Here is a 19493-nt window from a genome sequence, read left to right as displayed (position 1 = left end):
GGCGTGTTCGGCCCGGCGGAACACGACCGGTGGTCCCACCGATGCCCGGGTGTCCCCTGTTCGCTCCGGTGTCCGCTTACATAGAGGTGTGCGGCGCGTCCGGGGTGACTCGGGCGCACCCGAGTGAGGGAAGTGGCGACATGGCTGGCTACGGTTGGTACTCACTCGCACCCGCGTGCACGAGGCCCCGCAGCCCGGGCGTGCAGGGCGGAGACTGTGTGGCCGTTCCAACAGTCGGCCCCTTGGGGTCGAGGGTCGATGGCGACCGCGCTATTACTCGCTAGTAACATCAATATGGACCACCGGTGTGTGGCGCACCGGATGACGAAAGCAGGATGGGAGGCCACGGACGATGCATCCTCTGTACTTGACACTGGGCATCATCACCTCGGTCTTCGCCGTGGTCGCGCTTGCCACGTTCGCTCTGGGTGGTTACCAGATCTGGCGAACCGTGAGTGTGGGCCGAGCGGTGGAGCCGGAGCGCACGGAGTCGCTGAGCAAGCGACTCACGATGACGTTGATCGAGATCCTCGCGCACACGAGGATGCTCAAGCGGCCGTGGGTCGGCGTGGCCCACTGGTTCGTGATGGTCTCGTTCCCGCTGCTGTTCTTCACGGTCGTCGAGGCCCAGGGCGAGGTCTTCAACCCGCACTTCAAGCTGCCGGTGATCTACGACTGGACCGTCTACGGGCTGGCCATCGAGGTCATCGCCGCGGCCAGCCTCGCGGGCATCATCGGCCTGACGATCTACCGCCTGCTCAACGGCCCGCACCGCAAGGGCAGGCAGTCCCGCTTCTTCAACTCCAAGACGTGGACCGCGTACTACGTCGAGGCCTACCTGTGGGCCCTGCTGATCTCGATCTTCGTGATCCGCGGCCTCAAGGTCGCCATCGAGGACTTCCCGTTCCCGGTCTGGGCGACCCCGGTCTCGCACGCCTTCGGCGCGATCATGCCGACCGACGCCGCCGTGGCCGAGCCCGCCATCGCGCTGGTCGCCGCGTTCAAGCTGGTCATCAGCTACGCGTTCTTCGTGGTGCTGTACTTCAACCTCACCATGGGTATCGGCTGGCACCGCTTCGTGGCGCCGTTCAACATCTTCTTCAAGCGCAACGCCGACGGCACTCCGACGCTCGGTGCCGCCAAGCAGATGATGGACAAGTCCGGCAAGAAGCCCCTCGACTTCGAGGAGGCCGACCCGGACGAGGACCCGTTCGGCGCGGGCAAGCTCGAGGACTTCACCTGGAAGGGCCTGCTCGACTTCACCAGCTGCACCGAGTGCGGCCGCTGCCAGTCGCAGTGCCCCGCCTGGAACACCGGTAAGCCGCTCTCGCCGAAGAAGATCATCCTCGACCTTCAGAAGCACACCTACGAGAAGGCCCCGTACCTCCTCAAGGGCATCACCGAGGAGACCCTCGCCGAGGCCCCCGACAACAGCCACGCGGGCGTCGACGTCCTCGCCCTCCTCAACAAGCCGCTGGTCGGCACCGAGGAGGAGGGTGGCGTCATCCACCCCGACGAGCTGTGGGCCTGCACCAACTGCGGTGCGTGCGTCGAGCAGTGCCCGGTCGACATCGAGCACATCGACCACATCCTGGACATGCGCCGCTACCAGGTCATGGTCGAGTCCAACTTCCCGTCCGAGGCCAACACCCTGCTCAAGAACCTTGAGAACAAGGGCAACCCGTGGGGCATGGCCGAGGACCGCCGCATGGAGTGGATCGAGGAGCTCGCCTCCCAGGAGAACCCGGTCGAGGTCCCGGTCGTCGAGGACAAGATGCCCGAGGGCACCGAGTACCTCTTCTGGGTCGGCTGCGCCGGTGCCCTGGAGGACCGCGCCAAGAAGACCACGAAGGCCATCGCCGAGCTGCTGGACATCGCGGGCGTCAAGTTCGCCGTCCTGGGCGGCATGGAGGCCTGCACCGGTGACCCGGCGCGCCGCCTGGGCATGGAGTACGTCTTCCAGATGCTGGCCCAGCAGAACGTGGAGACGCTCAACGACGCGGGCGTCACCAAGATCGTGGCCAGTTGCCCGCACTGCTTCAACACGCTGGCCAAGGAGTACCCGCAGCTGGGTGGCACCTACGAGGTCATCCACCACAGCCAGTTGCTGGCCAAGCTGGTCGAGGAGGGTCAGCTGACCCCGGTGAGCTCGATCGACGAGAACATCACCTACCACGACCCCTGCTTCCTGGGCCGCCACAACAAGGTGTACACGCCGCCGCGCGACATCATGGCGCAGGTGCCCGGCATCAAGACGCAGGAGATGCACCGCCACAAGGAGCGCGGCTTCTGCTGTGGCGCCGGCGGTGCCCGCATGTGGATGGAGGAGCGGATCGGCAAGCGCATCAACACCGAGCGTGTTGACGAGGCGCTGACCACCAACCCCGACACCGTCTCCACCGCCTGCCCGTTCTGCCAGGTCATGCTCGGTGACGCGATCAACGAGAAGAAGTCCGCGGGCGAGGCCAAGGAGTCGCTGGAGGTCGTCGACGTCTCCCAGCTGCTGCTCCGTTCGGTCAAGGGCGAGAACCCGGCCGAGGGCGACGAGCAGAAGGAGACCGCCGACGCCTAGCCACCCTGTGCTTGGGTGAGTTCTGGTCGAGACCGGAGAATCCGCGCGAGGGGCGGGACGCCGAAAGGTGTCCCGCCCCTCGGTGTCGCCCGGACCCGGCGGCACTGGCGGAGCTGCTGCTGGTGTTCGTGGACGGCCTGTGGCTCACCTGCGCCCGCCTGCCCGAGGACGCGGACCTGGCCCCCCAGCGCGCGGCGGTCGACTCGGTGGTCCGCGCGCTCACCGGCTGAGCGCGACGGCGCAGGGGGCCTCGGCTCCGGGGCCCTCGATTGGTGTCTTTGGTCCCGGAAGGCTTTCTCGGCGGAGCGGCCGTGGTTCACCCTGCTCGTCTCGGTTTTCCAGATAAAAGGTTTCCATTGCCGGGTGCGGATGAAAACCATTTCCGGTTGCTGGCTGGGGAGGTGTTCGGGTCCAGTGTGGTTCGGTGTCATGCCTGTTCACGGCGTTTTATTCGCGGCTCGGTGGGGTCGGTGGGCTCGGACGCCCGTTCCTGGGGTCCGAGCGGAGGCCGCTTCCGCAGGCGATCCGGCCAGAAAAGTCACCCGCAGGACGAAGTTTCCTCAGAAGAGAGCAACCAATCCCCCGGGTATCGGATTCGCGCAACGGAGAATGTCGTATTCCCCCGGTGCGCCCGAGGGAATTCGTGTAGAACGGTGGATAACCGCCAAGGGGCCGCGCCCGACGTGAGTTGTGAGGGGACGGGCGCGACCCCGACCGGCGGTAGCGACCGCACTCGCACGTGAGGTGACGAAGGGGCACGTGCGGGTGCGGTCGCACCACCGCGCGCGCCGAGACCACCCCGGCCCGGGCTGATGACATTTGTCAGTGTCGGTGCCGGGTGAAGTGCCATCGGGGACGGGTGACAGCGGCGTCTGTCGGCGGATACCCGGTTCGCGGGAATCTTGGGACATGACGACGACAGCGAACACCGAACCGGCCGCCGCGACCCAGGACCCCACGTCGAGCGCGGGGGCGTCGGTGGTCGTCCGCGACCTGCACCAGCGCTACGGGGACTTCGAAGCGGTCAAGGGCGTCTCCTTCGAGATCCGCCCCGGCGAGCTCTTCGCGCTCCTGGGCACTAACGGCGCCGGGAAGACCACCACCATCGAGACCCTGGAGGGGTTCCGGCGCCCCAGCTCCGGTACCGTCCGGGTCTTCGGCGAGGACCCCTTCGGGCAGCCCGCCGGGATCCGTGAGCGGGTCAACGCGGTGCTCCAGGGCAGTGGGCTGCTGGAGGACCTCAGCGTGGAGGAGAGCCTCAGCCTCACCAGCGACCTGGCCGCCGAGCCGCGCGGGATCGATGAGACCCTCCAGCTGATCAACCTCACGGACAAGCGCAAGCTCCGCATCCGCCAGCTCTCCGGCGGCCAGAAGCGCCGCCTCGACCTGGGCTCGGCCCTGATGACCCGGCCCGAGGTCCTCTACCTCGACGAGCCCACCACCGGCATGGACCCGGAAGCGCGGCACGAGACCTGGAAGATCATCAACGAGCTCAAGGAGAGCGGAGTCGCGGTCCTGCTCACCACGCACTACCTGGAGGAGGCCGAGCGCCTCGCCGACCGGCTCGCCATCATGCACCGCGGCGAGATCCGCGTGGAGGGCACCCTGGCAGGTGTCCTCGCCGGGTGGGGCGACCGGGTGAGCTTCCTGCTCCCCAGCGACGTGCGCACCGCGGACCTGCCCGACGTGGCCGGGGCCGGGATCGAGGTGGAGACCCGCGACCATGAGCTGTGGGCCACCTACACGGTCAGCGACGGCGACGTCGCCGAGCGGGCCCACCACGCCGTCGCCGCGCTTATGGGCTGGGCCGCGGAGCGGGGCACCGTCCTCCAGCACCTCCAGGTGCGCGGCGCCTCGCTGGAGGACGTGTTCCTCCAGGTCGCCGACGGCGCCGCCGACCTGCTCGCGGAGTGAGGCGGGGCGGCGCGCACGGTGCCCCCGCCCCCGAGCAACAGGCCCCTTGATCTTCGCCGAGCACGCGCCGTACCGCGTGACCCCGGCCCCAGAAACCCAGGAGACACACGATGACCACGACCACCACCCGGTCCCCGGGCCCGAAGACCGCGACCCGGACCTCTCCCGGCATGGTGAAGCAGACCCTGCGCCTGGCCCGCACCGAGTTCACCCTCTTCGTGCGGTACAAGACCGCGCTGATGTACCTGGTGCTCCCGCTGATCCTCTTCATGCCTCTGATGTCGATGCCCAGCGTCCCGGTCTTCGGTGACTTCACCAACCGGGACCTCTCCTTCGCCGCGGCCCTCATCGGTATCGGTCTGATGCTGGGGATCGGGCACCCCTCCAACGTGTTCGCCGCGCGCCGCGAGTCACTGGTCCTCAAGCGGCTCCGGGTGAGCGGGGTCCCGCAGGCGGCGATCTTCGGCGGGGTGGTCCTGGTCGTCGTGTTGTTCTCCCTGGGGCTCTCGGTGCTGATCGTCGGCGCGCTCGTCGCGATGGGCGGCACGATGCCGAAGGACCCGGTCCTGTTGCTGGTCGCGGTGCTGCTCAGCGGCGTGGCCATGAGCCTGGCGGGGCTGCTGATCACCCCGCTGGTGCGCAGCGCCGAGTCCGCGCAGATGTTCTCGGTCGTGCCGATGATGGTGCTGCTGCTCACCGGCGGGGTCTTCTTCCCGCTGGAGCTGATGCCCGACGCGGTCCGTTCGGTCGTCCAGTTCCTGCCGGTCGCCCCGGCCGCCGAACTGGCCCAGGCCGCCTACACCGGCTACGACGTCTTCGGCGGCTACGAGGGCGCCGAGGCGCTGGGCACCGCTGCCCTGTGGACCAACGCACTGCCCGCCGTCGGCGTGATGCTCGCCTGGATCGCGGTGCTGTCGCTGCTGGTCCGCCGCTACTTCAAGTGGGACCCCCGCCAGCCCTAGAACTCGCCCGGCGGCGCGACGGCGCCGGGAGGTCCCAGGACAGGGTCTCCCGGCACCGCTGTGTCCAGGCCTGCCGGGCTCGGAATTCCAGGGCCACGCAGAACCGGGCCTGTGGACGACGTCCGGAAGGGGTGCCAGGCGGCCTAACGTTGGAGGCCGGTGGACCAAGGCGGGGAGGCGGACGTGGTGGAGCACGGGGAGCGGTCGGCGGTCGCGGCGCCGACGGTGCCCGGGTCCGGTGCGGACGGTGGTGCGGGGGCAGCGGAGGCGCTCACCCCGTCGGTGATGAGCGCGGGTCTGGCCCGAAGGATCCGCCGGGCCAGGTGGTTCTGCCTGTGGAGCATGGCGTTCTTCGCGCTCCTGGTGCCCTTCCTCGGCGTTCTGGGCGCCCTGATGGACCTGGCCGCCGCCACGAGCGTCCTGGACGGGCAACCGGCCTACGTCCTGGTGCTGGCGGTGGTTCGCTGCCTGGCCCTGTCCGTCGCGTCGATCCTGTGCGGGCTGGCCCTGGCCCGGATGGTCCGGGAACGGATGGACGGGAGACAGATCCCGGACCAGCGGCTCTACCGGCTTGCGTCGGCGCTGTTCCTGGTTCTGGGTCTCTTCCTCTGGCACACGCCCCATGTCTTCTCCATGTGCGCCCTCGTGTGGGCTCTGGCCACCTTCCTGGTCCCGAGGAGGCAGCTCCTGTGGGTCACCCTCGTCCTGCTGGCACTGCCTTGGCTGAGCGCCCTGATCAGCCCGATGCGCTCACCCCTGTTCCCCGCTGGGGGCGACGGGATCCACGAGCCCCTGTTCGCGCCCAACCTGTTGGGACACGCGGCGATCATGTTCTTCTGGGCGGTGCTCCTGTGGACGAGCTGCCTGTACACCGTCTGGCTGTGGGACGCGATCCGGCAGGTGACCGACGGCCAGCAGGCCCGCGCCCAGCTGGCCGTGGACGGGGAGCGGCTCCGGTTCACCAACGACATGCGGGAGCTGCTGGGGCACAGGCTCGATGCCCTCAGACTCGGGGCCGGGAGGGCCGGAGGGCTCGTGCGGGACGACCCCGAGGCGGCCAGGGCGGAGATCGGCCAGGTGCACGAACTGGCCCGGACCACGCTGCGCCAGGTGCGCTCGGTCGTCCGGGGCTACCGGGACATCGACCTGGGGGCGGAGGTGAGTTCGGTCCGCGCGGTCCTGGAGGCCAACGGAACCGCCACCTCCGTGACCGGGCTGGGCCGGCTCGACCTGCCGGCGGACACGGCCGCCCTGGCAGCCTGGGTGGTGCGCGAGGGCGGTACCAACGTCCTGCGGCACAGCCGCGCCCACAGATGTCGGATCTCCTTCTCCGTGGCGGTTGACCCCGGTGCCGAGCGGCGGGAGCTGGTCGTGGAGGTGGCCAACGACAGAGCCCGGGAGGGCGAGCGGGACGGGGCGGAGTCCAGCAGCGGACTGGCCGGGCTGGCCGAACGGATCTCCGGAGGGGGTGGCACACTGGCGGCGGCCCGCACCAACGACGGCGGCTTCCTGCTCCGAGCCGCACTACCCCTGCCCGGCGGTCCTTATCCCCCAGGAGACAGAGTGAACGAGAGCGGCTCGGCCCCGCTGGCCGTGTCGGGACCGAGCGGTGGCGGTGCACCAGTGCCCGACGCCCCCGCAGTGACCCCCGAGCCTTCCCCCGGGGAAGTTCCGGGTGAGGCGGGCGACCCCGGTCTGGCCGCCGACCTGACCGGGGACCGCCGGGTCCGGATCGCTCGCCGCATCATCATGGGTCTGATCGGTTTCACCGGCCTGATACTGGTCCTGCTGGCCCTCATGGACATCGTCTTCAGCGCTGACCTGGGCATGCCGCTGTGGCCTTCGGTGGTCGGTACGGTCCTCGCCGTGGTGGTCGCCGTCCTGCTCGTCCGCCTGCTCCGGGAGCGTATGGACGGTAACCGGGAGCCGAGCCCGAGACTGCTCTGGGTCTCCGTGGCGCTGCTGCTGTCGAGCGCGGTGTTCCTCAACACTCCTGTCGCGGCGCTGATGATGATCGGTTCCTGGTGGGGGACCGGGATCCTCTTCACCTCGCGCCGGAGCGGTGCCCTCATCAGCGCCCTGTTGCTGTTGGCCCCGCTGCCGCTGCTCCCGACCTTCCACCTCCAGGACCCGGTCGAGTTCAGTCCCCTCGCCTACGGCCTGCTCTGGCTGTTCGCCGTATTCGTCGCCCTGCTCTTCGTCTTCAGCACCTTCGGCACCATCTGGCTGTGGGACATCAGCCGGGAGGCGGTCGCCGGTCAGCGGGCCCGCGCTCAGCTGGCGGTGACCCAGGAGCGCCTCCGCTTCGCCCGGGACATGCACGACCTGCTCGGGCACAGCCTTTCGGCGCTGGCGGTCAAGTCCCAGCTGGCCGGACGGCTGGTGGAGCGGGCACCGGACCGTGCGGTGACCGAGATCGCCGAGGTCCAGGCCCTGGCCCGGCAGGCGCTCCAACAGGTGCGTTCCGCTGTCAGCGGCTACCGGGAGGTGGACCTGGAGGGAGAGGTGGAGGCGATCACCGCGGTGCTCGACTCGGGCGGCACCAGAACCGTGGTCACCGGCCTCGACGGCCTGGAACTGCCACCGAAGGTCGCGGCCCTGGCTGCCTGGGTGGTGCGTGAGGGCGGTACGAACGTGATGCGGCACAGTGACGCCGACGAGTGCCAGATCAGCTTCACCCTGACCCGGCAGGACGGCGAGCGGCGAAGACAGCTGGTGGTGGAGGTCCACAACGACGGCGCGCGTGGGGAAGGGCCCGGGGGAAGCAGCGACGGCAACGGGCTGGCCGGGCTGGCCGAGCGCGTCGCCATGAGCGACGGAACCCTCTCCAGGGCCCGGACCAAGGACGGCGGCTTCCTGCTCCGGGCGATCATCCCGCTCTGAGCCCCGCCGCCTGCCTGAGCCCGGCCCCGGCCCCTGCCCCGCGGCGCCCTGGACCGGGGCACCGCGGGACGTCCGGCGGCTGGATTTCCCAGGGCTCGGATTTCCCGGAGACGGGGCGTCCGGAACCCACCGAACCCGGATCTACCAGAGGGTGCCGACCGACTCGAAGGCGGCGTCGATACCGGCCGTGGCCTCGTCACCGCCGCCGGTGTTGAGGCCGAGCATGAACGCGCCGGTGTCGTCGTTGAGCTCGACCACCAGGAAACGGCCGTAGCTGCCCTCGCCGTCGTCGGTGTCGCTGCCCATGGTCGCGCCGAAGGCGGGCAGGCCGTCCAGCGAGGTCTGCCCCGAGGGCTCGACCCACACGTCCCCGCCGCCGGTGATCAGGTCGCCGACCATGTCCGCTGCCAGGCGCGTCCCGGAGACCGCGATGGGCTCCAGGGGGCCGAGGTCCTCGGTTCCGGTGACGATGATCGCGTCCGGGTCGTCGGCGGATCCGTACACCACGTACGAGGAGTACTCCGCCGGAACCTGGTCGTCGCCGAGCCGGGTCCACCCCTCGCCGGGCAGGTCGTAGGCGAGCCCCGAGTGTGAGTCGGAGACCGTTCCCTCCCCTCCCTGGTCCGCCGGGGCCGCATCCGTGTCCGCGGTGTCGTCCCCGGTGGCGTCGTCCGCGCCTGCGTCGGCGGCGGTGTCCTCCCCGGAGGACGGGAGGCCGCCTGCGATGAACCAGCCGATCCCACCAGCTGTGAGCAGGAGGAAGACGGAGGTCACCACGATGGCGATAGTGAAGGTGACACGGCGGGCGTTGTCCGGCTCGCCGTCGTCGGGGCGGGGGTGACCGGGGCGGCGGGCGGCGGGGGCGCGCTCTACCTCGCGTTCCGGTCTGTCGGATCCTGCGTGCATCTCGACTCCTGAGGGGCTACTGGCCGTTCTGTGGGCTGAGGGGCCCAGAAGGGGCAATACCCGGTGCGAGAACACACGGAGCGGGTCGAAAGTGGCCGGATCAGGCCGATTCCGGCCAGGGTGCGGCGGAACTCACAGCTGCCAGGCACGCCAGGGGACGAACGGGCCGCACAGCGGGTGTGCCGTTCGGCTGCCGCCGGGGAGTGAATCGTGCAGCAGAGGGAGGACGGGAGTCGGTGCGCGGCCGTCACGCGCCGGGGGCACGGGGGCGATGATCCTGCTGTCGGAACCCGGCCCCGAGCCGGTGGTTCCGTAGATGAAGGGAGCGCTGCCGTGGCCCGGTCCGGCAGTGTTGGCTGGGCGTTCGCCCGCCGCGGGCCTGCGGGGCCGCGGCGCCGCGGCGGGCTGGCAGGCTTCGCTGGGGCCTGCCTCAGGGGTGTCCGTCGCGCCCGGGGCAGTGGTGTCGGTCCCGGGCGCCGGGCTGTGCGCGAGGGGTTCGGGAGTATCGCGGAGCTCGGGGCCGGGGTCCGGCTCCTGGCCGAGGCCGAGGACGCGGTCGATCTCGGCGGGGCTGAGCGGGCGGTCGGCGTCGGCGACGGCGATGAGGACCTCAGCGTAGAGCTCGATCTCGTCCAGGGCGACGTGGTCGTGGAGCCGGTCGCGCATACCGAGGCCGTGTGCCACCGCTCACCTCCCGGGACAACGGTGTCGCAGGACAGGACGGGCGACCCGCGGCGGCGGGGCGGTGTGGGCGCGGGCGCGACGGAACCGATCCCACAGGGAGAGAGGATTTCCAGACTACGTCTGGGACGGCCCGAGCACATGACTCTTGTGGGCCAGTGGTCCGCCCACCCGGGTTAGTCAGAGGGTTGACTACCCGTCCGAGGGGGTGGCGGGGGAGGGACACAGGCCCTCCCCCGGGCGGATCACCTGGCGCGGACCGTCGGCGAAGGTCGTCGCCGCGCGCTGTTGTTGGCCGCAGCCGCAGCCGCAGCCGCAGCCGGGGAGCCGGATCACTGCCAGCTGACGTCCTGGTGCTGGACGGCGTAGGCCGCGTATGCGGTGGGGGTGTGCTCCAGCACGAGCCGGTCGTCGTCGTTCAGTTCCCGGACGACCTTGCCCGGCACCCCGGCCCAGAGGGTGTTCGGCGGGACGACCTTGCCCGGTGCGACCAGCGAACCGGCGGCGACCAGCGCGCCCTTGCCGACCCGGGCGCCGCCCAGGACGATGGCGCCGATGCCGATGAGGGCGCCCTCCTCCACGATGGCGCCGTGCACCATCGCCTTGTGGCCCAGGCTCACGTTGTCGTGCAGGATCGCGGGCTGCCCGGGATCGGAGTGCAGGCCGCACTGGTCCTGAATGTTGACCTTCTCACCGACCACGATGTCCTCGGTGTCGGCGCGCAGGACCGACCCGTACCAGACGCTGCTCTCGGCGCCCAGCCGCACACGGCCGACCACCACCGCTCCGGGGGCGATCCAGGCGGTGGGGTGGATCTCCGGCTCACCGAAGGGGGCCCCGCCGATCCACGGTCCCGTGGTTGCTCCGGTCGGGCCGTCCGTTGCGCTGACCATGTCAAGGTCCTCCCAAACGTAGGTCCCCTGGGGCAGAGGGGCAGGAAGTTGACCGCTCGGCCCCCGTGCGGGGATGATCGCGCATACCTTAGTAAGAACGTGACCAGGGGCCGCACAGCGATGTACCCGTCAGGGCTCTTGACGCCGCGGCGCAGCGCGTGTCTACCTTGGTCGTTTGGACGGTGTCCACGGCGTTACGCTCCGCTCTCGGCCGGTGCCCCTCATCGCGTCGAGCCGGAGCACGAGAACGGACACCTGAGGGCGAACCGCACGGAACGGGCCCGATGGGTGTTCTGATGACAAATGGGTACGGGGCAACTCTCACCATCTGCGATGTGCAGTCAACGGTGTTAAGGACATGAAAGGCACATGAGCGATATGTTGCCGGGCGGCGGACTTCAGCATGAACGGTTCCCGACAGTGCGCAAGAACGGCTACGACAAGGCGCACGTCGACGACTACTACGTCCGAATGGACAACCAGTTCAAGGACCTCCGCGAGCGTCTCCAACGGATGGACGACGAGCTGGAGCAGTACAAGCGCGACCTCGCGATCGCCCGCGAGAAGGCTCAGGTCAAGCCTGAGCACGAGCAGATCAGCGAGCGCATGGCGGAGATCCTCCGCATCGCCGAGGAAGAGGCCAAGGAGCGTCGCTCCCGCGTCGAGACCGAGGTGAAGGAGGCCCAGAAGAAGGCCGGGGAGGAGGTCGCCAAACAGCGCAAGGACGCCGAGGAGCACGCCGAGCGCATCGTTTCCTCCGCACGCACCGAGGCCAACGAGATGGTCGCCGGGGCCAAGAAGGAGGCGGACCAGCTCCGCGAGCAGGCCAAGCAGGAGGGCGACCGCCGCCTCAGCGAGGCCGAGGCCCGGGCCAAGAAGATCCATGACACGGCCGACCGTCGTCTGGCCACGCTGACGGCCACGCACGCCGAGGCGCTGCGTCGTCTGAAGGACATGCACTCCACACTGGCCGACCTGGTCGTGGCCGAGGACAAGGCCGGCGCCCTGGAGGCGGGTCTGTCCCGCGAGGACACCGCGGCCGCTCCGGCCGAGGCCCCGAAGGGCCAGAAGCCCCAGGGGCAGCAGGGGCAGCAGGGGCAGCAGAACCCGGGGCAGCCCAAGCCCGCGGCCAAGGCTCCGGAGAGCAAGGCCCCGGAGAACAGGGCTCCTGCGAACAAGGCGCCCGAGAACAAGGCGCCCGACGCGCAGCCGGTGAAGGAGGAGGCCACCGCCAAGCTTCCCCCGATCCAGCAGGAGCCGGACGAGGCGACGGTGCGCATCAAGCCGCTCCAGCGGCCCGAGGCGGCCAAGCCCGAGCAGGGCCCCGCGAAGCCGGACGACGGCAAGGGCGGCGACCCCAAGCCGACCGGGCCGCAGCCCCCGCAGGGCGCCCGTTTCACCGCTCCGGCCCCGGGTGGACAGCCCCAGGCCCACCAGCAGCCGAGCGGTCCGCAGCAGCCGCCGACGGCCCCGCCGGAAAGTGACGCCGGGGACCCGGGCATCACCGGTGTCTACCGCCGTCCCGAGGCCGGTCAGCAGCCGCCGACGGGCGACGAGGGCGTGCGGGTCATCCGCAAGCCCTGACGGGTGCCGAACCGGCTTTCACCCGGGGCCCTGAGGGAGCCCGGGCTGGTACGACCCGGTGTGTACGAGGGCGGGACCACCCGGGTCCCGCCCTCGACGTTCCCATGGCGTTTTGTGGCCAGTTGTAGGGTGAAGTCCGCCTTGTCGCAGGCTGTCGGCTACGATGCCGACAGCCATGATTATCCGCGCGGCCATACGGTCCGACCTCGGTGCGATCCTGCGACTCCTGCGCGACCTCGGTGACACCACCCACACGCAGAGCGCGCACGTCCGCATGTCCTCCGCCGCTGTACGCGCCTGGACCCGTATGGAGAACGACCCCGACCGCACCGTCCTCGTGGCGGAGCGCCGGAACCAGATCATCGGGACCCTGGACCTGCTGGTGGTGGCCAACCTGACCCACGACGCCCAGCCCTGGGCGGTGGTCGACAACCTCGTCGTCGACCCCGACACCAGGTTCCAGGGCATCGGCAGGGCGCTCATGGAGGACGCCCTGGACCGCGCCACGCGCGCGGGCTGCTACAAGGTCGAGCTGCTCTCCCACGAGAGCCGCCAGGGGGCGCACGCCTTCTATGCCACCCTGGGCTTCGACAACTCGGCCGAGGGGTTCCGCCGTTACCTCTGAGCCGCGGCTCCGGCCCCGGGCCCCGCGGACTCCTCGGCCCGCTCCGCCTGCGCGTTCTTCTTCCCGGGGCCGCCGCGCAGCGGCACACCCTTCATGAAGGACACCGCGACCAACCCCAGCACCGCGATGGGGATACCGGCCACGAACACGCCCTGCATCGCGTGGTCGAAGGCGCCGACGACCACCTCGCGCACGGGTTCGGGCAGCGATTGCACCAGCTCCGGTGACCCCTGTGCGGACTCGGCCGCCTCCTCCAGCCCGATGGACAGCTCCTCGGCGCCCGAGTCGGCGCCGCCCGGTCCGGCCGGGGCCTGCGCGGCCGAGGCCTCCTGGGCGGCGGCCGCCGCGGCGGCGATCTCGGCGTTCAACCGGCTCACCATCACCGCCCCGAAAGCCGCGACACCCATGGCCCCGCCCAGGTTGCGGAAGAAGGTGACCGAGGCGGTCCCGGCGGCCATGTCCTTGACGGGCAGTGCGCTCTGCGTGGCCAGCAGCAGAATCTGCATGTTGAGCCCGAAGCCCAGGCCCACCAGCATCTGCCCGGCGATCACCGTGGTCAGACCGGGGTCGACCTGGGCCAGGCTCAGCACGGTGAACCCGACCACGCACAGCACCATGCCGATGACGGGGTAGGCCTTCCACCGGCCGCTGCCGCTGATCGCGAACCCGGAGCCGATCGAGGTGACCAGGAACGAGGAGACCAGCGGCAGGGTCATCAGCCCGGAGACGGTCGGGCTCATGCTGTGCACGAACTGCAGGTACTGCGGCATGTAGATGATCAGGCCGAACATCATCATGCCAACGCTCACCGAGCCCGCGGAGGCCAGCACGAAGGTGCGATCGCGGAACAGGCGGGTGGGGATGACCGGCTCCTTGGCCCGGCGCTCGACCAGGACGGCGGCGACGGTCAGCAGCACCGAGGCGGCGCCCATGGCGTACGCGGCCGGGGAGTTCCACGGGATCTGGGTACCGCCCAGGCTGAGCAGGACGATCACCGTGCTGGCGGCGCTGAAGATCAGCCCGGCGCCCAGCCAGTCCACGGACGGTTTGTGGCGGGGGGTGAACGGCATCTTGAACATGAACTGGATGACGCAGAACGCCACCACGGCGAGCGGGACGGTGATCAGGAAGCACCAGCGCCAGCCGAGCGGGCTGTCCACGAGGAAGCCGCCTACCAGCGGTCCGAGGACGGTGGAGACGCCGAAGACCATGCCGATCAGCCCGCTGTAGCGGCCGCGCTGACGGGGTGAGACGACGTCGCCGAGGATGATGTTGGGCAGCGTGGCCAGCCCGCCGACCCCCAGGCCCTGGAGGGCGCGGGCGGCGATCAGCCAGTTGATGTCCTGGGCGAAGCCCGCCGCGAGCGAGGCCACGATGAAGATGGCCAGGGCGATCTGGAAGAGGAGCTTGCGGCCCCAGATGTCCGAGAGCTTGCCCCACACGGGGGTGGAGGCGGTCATGGTCAGCAGGGCGGCGGTGGCCACCCAGGCCAGCCGGTCCTGCCCGCCGAGCTCGCCCATGATGGTCGGCAGCGCGGTGCCGATGATGGAGTTGGTGAGCATCGAGGTGAGCATCGCCAGGACGAGGCCGACCATGATCCGGCGCACGGCCCGCCGCGAGGGGTACTCGGGTGCGGGTTCGGCCGGTGCGGCGGCGGCCGGGTGGTCCTCGACGGCGGGGGAACCGGCCCTGGGGGAGGAGCCCCGTGCCGTGGCTGTCCCGCGTACCGACTGTTTCATGAGGCCCCCGTTTCCGGACGCACGAAAGCCCCGCGGCACACACACCGGGGGCAAGCATCCACGTTAGGTATATGTAAACGGTGTTGACCTGTCAAATCGGTATCTCTCCGCCCCCGTCGGTAGGCGCGGGGTGCACAGAGGTGTCAACCTGGAGTCGAGAAAGCCAGATCACGGCCACCAAGGGGTGTGCAGATGGAGCGTCCGGACGAGACCGGAGGCGGTACGCGGGTGCCCGCCCGTGGCCGTGAGGTGACCCGGGAGCGCATCCTCGCCAGTGCCAAGGCGCTGTTCACCAACGAGGGGTACGGCTCGGTCTCCTCGCGCAAGATCGCTTCGCACGCCGGGGTGAACGTCGCGCTGATCAACAGGTACTTCGGTTCCAAGGCCGGACTGCTCACCGAGATCCTCCACGAGGACGGCGTCTTCCCCAGGCTCATCGAGGACGGTGCCCCCGAGGACCTGACGCAGCGACTGGCCGAGCACTCGGTCGGGCGTCTGCACGGTGAGGGCACCCCGCTGCAGCTCTCCCTGGACGACTCCGCGGGCGACCCCGACCTCCAGGCGGTCTACCAGGGGCGCCTCAAGAGCGCGCTGATCGACCCCCTCGCCGTCTACCTGGGCGGGCCGGACGCGCGCGTGCACGCCTCGCTGGTCGCCGCCGTTCTGCTGGGTGTGGGCCGGGTCCGGCGGGTGGAGGGGGCCACCGCCCTGCGCGCGCACGACCGCGACCAGCTCCGGGAGCGGGTGCTGGCCCTGCTGGAACTGTGCCTGAAGGACTTCGACGCCCCCGGGCCGGACGCCCCCTAGGCGTCGGTCCGCGGACGGTCGCGGCTGCCTGCCGTGAGGCGCTTGGCCGGGACGGGCGGCAGGTGACCGCGGAGCGTCATCATCGTGTGGGGGTCGAACATCGGCGCAGAGCTCTCGAATGAGGGGCTCGCTGGTTGATAAACCTCTCCAGGGATGACTTAGAGCACAAACAGCGCGGGCCGTGGTCGGCGTATCGGTTGGGCGGTCAGGCATGACCGCTGGTCAATGGCTCTCCCGGCTGCCGGTGGGCGCCGGAAGGGGTGGGTCAACCGCGGCCTGGGCCGAAGGTTCGGGGGCGCCGCAGCTCAGAGCTGATTCTCTGGGGTGTCTGGCCGCTGGGCGGGTTGGTGTGGTTATGGGGGAGCGAGGGGCCTTTCGAGCTCTCTGTGCCCTAAAGTTCCTGTCCAGAAGTAGTGGCCTTTATGGGATAATTATGTCCAAAAAAGGCAGAGGCCTTGTGTTCGCTGTCGGCCCTAACTCACCATGATCCCGCTGACTCGGCCGGGTGGATTCAGCAGTGATCCGCCCCTTGAAGCCGGGACGAGCCAAGCATGAAAATGTGAAGGGAACCGCATGACCGACTCTTTCGTCACAGAGCGTCACGAACGCCTTCGGGCTGATGTTCGGGCCTTCGCCGACAACGAGGTCCGCCCTCTGGTACCGGCCATGGAAGAGTCCCGCTCCGTCCAACACGAACTGTCCCGCCTGATCGCCCGTCAGGGATGGCTCGGTGTCACCATCGGCCCCGAGTACGGAGGCATGGGTCTGGGCCACCTCGCGAAGACCATCATCATTGAGGAGCTGTCCCTGGTCAGCGGTGCCATGGGGGCCATGGTGCAGGCCTCCCAGCTGGGTGTGGCCAAGATCCTCCACTTCGGCAACGAAACACAGAAGAAGACGTGGTTGCCGGCCGTGGCCGCCGGAGAGTGCCTTCCGACGATCGCCGTCACCGAGCCCGACTCCGGGGGGCACGTCCTCGGTATGCAGACCAGTGCGGTGCGCGACGGGGACGATTACGTTCTCAACGGCAGGAAGGTGTTCGTCGGTAACAGCCACGTCGGCGACCTCCACGGGGTCGTCGTCCGCACCGGTCCCGGGTCCAAGGGCTTGTCGGCCTTCCTGGTCGAGGCGGATCGGCCGGGTTTTTCGCTTGGCCCGCACCGTCCTGCCATGGGACTGCACGGATTCAGCTTCGGAGAGCTCATCTTCGAGGACTGCCGGGTCCCCGCTGCCAACCGGCTGGGAGAGGAGGGCGAGGGACTGCCTGTCGCCTACTCCTCCAGCGTCCTTTACGGAAGAGCCAACCTGACCGCTGTCTCCCTCGGTATCCACCAGGCCCTGATGGACGAGACCGTGGACTTCGTCTCGCGGCAACACCGTTACGGGGAGCCGCTGTCGGCGCTCCCCACGATCAAGTTGAAGCTGGGACAGATGCAATCGCGGCTGATGACGGCCCGGCTGGCCGCCTATCACGCAGTGGACCGGCTGGACCGGGGCCTGCCCTGCGACGCGGATCTGATGAACGCCAAACTCGTGAATGTCGAAGGGGCACTGGACTCGGCGCGGGCCGCGATGGAGATCCACGCCGCCTGCGGCCTGTTCACCGATCGGCCGGTCGAACGGCACCTGCGGGACGCACACCACATCTTCGCTCCCGCGGGCACGTCCGACATCCAGTTGTTGCGGCTCAGTGAGATGGCGCTGGGCACGAACAAGGGTCAGTGGTCGGAGAGGTTCGCGGTTTCCGAGGGGGAGACGGTAGGTACCCCTTAGTGCCGCATGGCTGGATCCGGGCGACTCGCAGGCGCAGGCGACCGAGAACATGAGACAGCGCGGACGGAGCGGTACCGTCCCGCGGAGCACCGCCCCCCCCGGCCTCGTCCGGGCCCGGGGGAGCGGTGCCGGACCGGGTTCCCCGGATCAGCTCGGCTGCCGCCCGGCCTCGGCGGAGCTGCGGGCCGCCTGTGCGGCACGGTCCTCGCGCCGGTGGATGAGATCCGTCAGCTCCGCGGCCTTCGCCTTGATGAACTCCAGCCCCGGACGCCCCCAGGGGCGCTGTTCGCGATCGACGATGCAGATCGTGCCGAGGGTCGTACCCGTGCGGTCGATGATCGGAGCGCCGATGTAGGAGCGGATACCGATCTCGTCGACGACCGGGTTGCCGGCGAACCGGGGGTAGTCGCAGACGTCGTCGAGCACCAGGGGCAGACGTCGGGCCACCACGTGCGGGCAGTATCCGTGGTCGCGGTCCATGACCCGGTCGGGTTCGGGGGACTGCGCGTGCTTCGCGCCCGAACCCGCATCGCCCTCGGAGGACACGTACAGTCCGGCGAAGTACTGGCGGTCCTCGTCTATGAAGTTGACCATCGCGAACGGTGCGCCGGCCGTCTCGGCCAGATCACGGGCGAAATCGTCGAACTCCTGGTCGGGCCCGTCACCGAGTTGGAGCTCACGTAGCCTCGCCATGCGCTCGGGGACTTCGCTGTCCACGGGAGTGAGCAGGTGGTCTTTGCTGTTGTCTGTCACGGTTGGCTCCAACTCAGGGGTCGTCGAGCGGACTAGGGGGCGGGTGAGTGGGCGGCTGCGGCGAGCAGGGACTGCACGAGGGACACGAGTACGGACGTCGCGGAGTGGCTGTCGCGCGCGTCGCAGAGAACGACCGGTGTCCGAAGACCGAGTTTGAGCGCCGCCCGAACCTCCTCGGGCTCGTAACGGAACGCACCGTCGAATTCGTTGACCGCGACGAGGAAGTGGATTCCGCGGCGTTCGAAGAAGTCCACGGCTGCGAAGGACGCCTCCAAGCGGCGCGGATCCGCCAGCACGACCGCGCCCAGCGCTCCCTCGCAGAGTTCGTCCCACATGAACCAGAAGCGTTCCTGCCCGGGTGTTCCGAACAGGTAGAGCACGTGCTGCGACGAGAAGGTCACCCGGCCGAAGTCGAAGGCCACCGTCGTGGTGGTCTTGTCCTCCACGCCCCCCAGGTCGTCGGTGCCGATACTGGCCGAGGTGATGATCTCCTCGGTGCTCAGCGGCTCGATCTCGCTCACCGAACCGATGAAGGTCGTCTTACCGACGCCGAAGCCACCCGCGATCAGAACCTTGACCGCTGTGGGAAACGAATCAGAGTCGTTGTTGTAGGCCATGCAGCAGTGCTTCCAATACGGATCGGTCGGTCGGGTCAGCGGCGGGGTGGGAGACGTGGGTGGTGGCCGCCCCGCAGTCGATCAGGTCGGAAAGGAGGATCTTGGCTACCGCCGCGGGCAACCTGAGGTGGGCGGCGACCTCCACCACCGGTGTCGGATCAGGGCACAGGTACAGGACCTGAGCGTGGTCCGGGCCCAGTTGGTTCTGGGAGACCTGCCCGGTAGCCCTCACCATGGACAGCAGGTCCAGTTTGTTGGTGGGGCTGGTACGACCGTTGATCACCGTGTACGGGCGTACGAGGCGTCCTGCCTTCTCGTCTATCCAGACGTCGTCTTCGGACGAGGCCATGTTCACCGGCTCCGCTGGTCGCTTGACCGGGTCGGGGTCGTGAGGAAGGGCCGCACGCTGTTGATGAGCTGGGACATCTCGTAGCCGAGAACACCGGCGTCGGCCTCGCGGCCGGCGAGGACGGCGAGGACGGAACCGGAACCGGCGGAGGCGACGAACAGGAGTGTCTCGTCCAGTTCCACGATCACCTGACGGACCGTCTCGTTGCCGCCGAACTTCAGTCCGGCGCCGCGGGAGAGGGAGAACAGACCGGAGGCGATGGCGGCGAGCTGTTCCGCGCTCTCGACATCGAGGCCGGACACGGCCTTCTTCAGGCCGTCGGAGGACAGCAGGACGACGCTTCGGGTGTGCGGAACCCTGTCGACGAGGTTGCTGAGAAGCCAGCTGAGGTCAGACTCCTGGCCCGGGTGTACAGCGCTCACCATGATGAATGGA

At 69.4% G+C, this 19493-nt stretch carries 16 protein-coding genes; 8 read left to right on the top strand and 8 right to left on the bottom strand.

Translation table 11 applies throughout. The features are described 5' to 3' along the window. Window positions 1-352: 352 nt before the first annotated feature. From NE857_RS32595 to NE857_RS32580, 4 genes are all read left to right on the top strand, one after another. On the top strand, window positions 353-2572 hold the full coding sequence (locus tag NE857_RS32595; protein WP_254419057.1) for a (Fe-S)-binding protein: 2220 nt from the start codon (window positions 353-355) through the stop codon (window positions 2570-2572). Between the two features lie 909 nt (window positions 2573-3481). Then, a complete protein-coding gene (locus NE857_RS32590) occupies window positions 3482-4486 on the top strand; it encodes an ABC transporter ATP-binding protein (protein WP_254419056.1) in 1005 nt (334 codons plus the stop codon). Between the two features lie 110 nt (window positions 4487-4596). Continuing rightward, the gene (locus NE857_RS32585; RefSeq protein WP_254419055.1) at window positions 4597-5448 is read left to right on the top strand and encodes an ABC transporter permease; all 852 of its coding nucleotides are present in this window, start codon (window positions 4597-4599) and stop codon (window positions 5446-5448) included. Window positions 5449-5607: 159 nt separating this feature from the next. Beyond that, window positions 5608-8331 carry a sensor histidine kinase gene (locus NE857_RS32580; RefSeq protein ID WP_254419054.1) on the top strand — a complete coding sequence of 908 codons (2724 nt, stop codon included), beginning with the start codon at window positions 5608-5610 and terminating at the stop codon, window positions 8329-8331. A 141-nt stretch (window positions 8332-8472) separates the two neighbouring features. On the opposite strand, the gene NE857_RS32575 is transcribed toward NE857_RS32580, so the two are convergent. From NE857_RS32575 to NE857_RS32565, 3 genes are all read right to left on the bottom strand, one after another. Next, entirely contained in the window at window positions 8473-9237 is a 765-nt protein-coding gene (locus tag NE857_RS32575) for a hypothetical protein (protein ID WP_254419053.1), read from the bottom strand. A 132-nt stretch (window positions 9238-9369) separates the two neighbouring features. After that, entirely contained in the window at window positions 9370-9921 is a 552-nt protein-coding gene (locus NE857_RS32570; protein WP_254419052.1) for a hypothetical protein, read from the bottom strand. 329 nt (window positions 9922-10250) lie between these two features. Beyond that, window positions 10251-10811, bottom strand: a complete 561-nt coding sequence (locus tag NE857_RS32565) for a gamma carbonic anhydrase family protein (RefSeq protein WP_254419051.1) — start codon at window positions 10809-10811, stop codon at window positions 10251-10253. A gap of 378 nt (window positions 10812-11189) precedes the next feature. On the opposite strand from NE857_RS32565, the gene NE857_RS32560 reads away from it, so the two are divergent. Then, on the top strand, window positions 11190-12395 hold the full coding sequence (locus tag NE857_RS32560; RefSeq protein ID WP_254422167.1) for a F0F1 ATP synthase subunit B: 1206 nt from the start codon (window positions 11190-11192) through the stop codon (window positions 12393-12395). Window positions 12396-12570: 175 nt separating this feature from the next. Continuing rightward, the gene (locus tag NE857_RS32555) at window positions 12571-13020 is read left to right on the top strand and encodes a GNAT family N-acetyltransferase (protein ID WP_184366691.1); all 450 of its coding nucleotides are present in this window, start codon (window positions 12571-12573) and stop codon (window positions 13018-13020) included. Here the strand turns inward: NE857_RS32555 and NE857_RS32550 are convergent. Next, window positions 13011-14759, bottom strand: a complete 1749-nt coding sequence (locus tag NE857_RS32550; RefSeq protein WP_254419050.1) for an MDR family MFS transporter — start codon at window positions 14757-14759, stop codon at window positions 13011-13013. The two genes, NE857_RS32555 and NE857_RS32550, sit on opposite strands and share 10 nt — an antisense overlap. A 192-nt stretch (window positions 14760-14951) precedes the next feature. On the opposite strand from NE857_RS32550, the gene NE857_RS32545 reads away from it, so the two are divergent. Then, window positions 14952-15566, top strand: a complete 615-nt coding sequence (locus NE857_RS32545; RefSeq protein WP_254419049.1) for a TetR/AcrR family transcriptional regulator — start codon at window positions 14952-14954, stop codon at window positions 15564-15566. A gap of 573 nt (window positions 15567-16139) precedes the next feature. Next, window positions 16140-17339, top strand: a complete 1200-nt coding sequence (locus tag NE857_RS32540; RefSeq protein ID WP_254419048.1) for an acyl-CoA dehydrogenase family protein — start codon at window positions 16140-16142, stop codon at window positions 17337-17339. A gap of 147 nt (window positions 17340-17486) precedes the next feature. Here the strand turns inward: NE857_RS32540 and NE857_RS32535 are convergent, their stop codons facing one another. Genes NE857_RS32535 through NE857_RS32520 form a run of 4 tightly spaced genes read right to left on the bottom strand, consistent with a single transcriptional unit; the run spans window position 17487 to window position 19483 of the window. Then, window positions 17487-18092, bottom strand: a complete 606-nt coding sequence (locus NE857_RS32535; protein WP_254419047.1) for a GAF domain-containing protein — start codon at window positions 18090-18092, stop codon at window positions 17487-17489. A 32-nt stretch (window positions 18093-18124) separates the two neighbouring features. Further along, window positions 18125-18709: a GTP-binding protein gene (locus NE857_RS32530; protein WP_254419046.1), complete on the bottom strand. Its 585-nt coding sequence runs from the start codon at window positions 18707-18709 to the stop codon at window positions 18125-18127. Continuing rightward, window positions 18687-19058, bottom strand: coding sequence for a DUF742 domain-containing protein (locus NE857_RS32525; RefSeq protein ID WP_254419045.1), 372 nt, complete (start codon window positions 19056-19058; stop codon window positions 18687-18689). The genes NE857_RS32530 and NE857_RS32525 overlap by 23 nt, the downstream gene beginning before the upstream one ends. Window positions 19059-19060: 2 nt before the next feature. Then, a complete protein-coding gene (locus NE857_RS32520) occupies window positions 19061-19483 on the bottom strand; it encodes a roadblock/LC7 domain-containing protein (protein ID WP_254419044.1) in 423 nt (140 codons plus the stop codon). Between the last annotated feature and the right edge of the window lie 10 nt (window positions 19484-19493).

The sequence above is a fragment of the Nocardiopsis exhalans genome, from assembly GCF_024134545.1.
Lineage (GTDB): Bacteria > Actinomycetota > Actinomycetes > Streptosporangiales > Streptosporangiaceae > Nocardiopsis > Nocardiopsis exhalans.
Note: the sequence above shows the minus strand (reverse complement) of the source record. Positions and strands in the feature narration are given on the sequence as shown.

Excerpts from the sequence above, each read along its gene's own strand:
- NE857_RS32565 (WP_254419051.1), bottom strand. The coding sequence starts at position 10,811 with ATGGTCAGCGCAACGGACGGCCCGACCGGAGCAACCACGGGACCGTGG.
- NE857_RS32585 (WP_254419055.1), top strand. The coding sequence starts at position 4,597 with ATGACCACGACCACCACCCGGTCCCCGGGCCCGAAGACCGCGACCCGG.
- NE857_RS32560 (WP_254422167.1), top strand. The coding sequence starts at position 11,190 with ATGTTGCCGGGCGGCGGACTTCAGCATGAACGGTTCCCGACAGTGCGC.
- NE857_RS32595 (WP_254419057.1), top strand. The coding sequence starts at position 353 with ATGCATCCTCTGTACTTGACACTGGGCATCATCACCTCGGTCTTCGCC.
- NE857_RS32540 (WP_254419048.1), top strand. The coding sequence starts at position 16,140 with ATGACCGACTCTTTCGTCACAGAGCGTCACGAACGCCTTCGGGCTGAT.
- NE857_RS32530 (WP_254419046.1), bottom strand. The coding sequence starts at position 18,709 with ATGGCCTACAACAACGACTCTGATTCGTTTCCCACAGCGGTCAAGGTT.
- NE857_RS32520 (WP_254419044.1), bottom strand. The coding sequence starts at position 19,483 with ATGGTGAGCGCTGTACACCCGGGCCAGGAGTCTGACCTCAGCTGGCTT.
- NE857_RS32545 (WP_254419049.1), top strand. The coding sequence starts at position 14,952 with ATGGAGCGTCCGGACGAGACCGGAGGCGGTACGCGGGTGCCCGCCCGT.
- NE857_RS32525 (WP_254419045.1), bottom strand. The coding sequence starts at position 19,058 with ATGGCCTCGTCCGAAGACGACGTCTGGATAGACGAGAAGGCAGGACGC.
- NE857_RS32550 (WP_254419050.1), bottom strand. The coding sequence starts at position 14,759 with ATGAAACAGTCGGTACGCGGGACAGCCACGGCACGGGGCTCCTCCCCC.
- NE857_RS32575 (WP_254419053.1), bottom strand. The coding sequence starts at position 9,237 with ATGCACGCAGGATCCGACAGACCGGAACGCGAGGTAGAGCGCGCCCCC.
- NE857_RS32590 (WP_254419056.1), top strand. The coding sequence starts at position 3,482 with ATGACGACGACAGCGAACACCGAACCGGCCGCCGCGACCCAGGACCCC.
- NE857_RS32555 (WP_184366691.1), top strand. The coding sequence starts at position 12,571 with ATGATTATCCGCGCGGCCATACGGTCCGACCTCGGTGCGATCCTGCGA.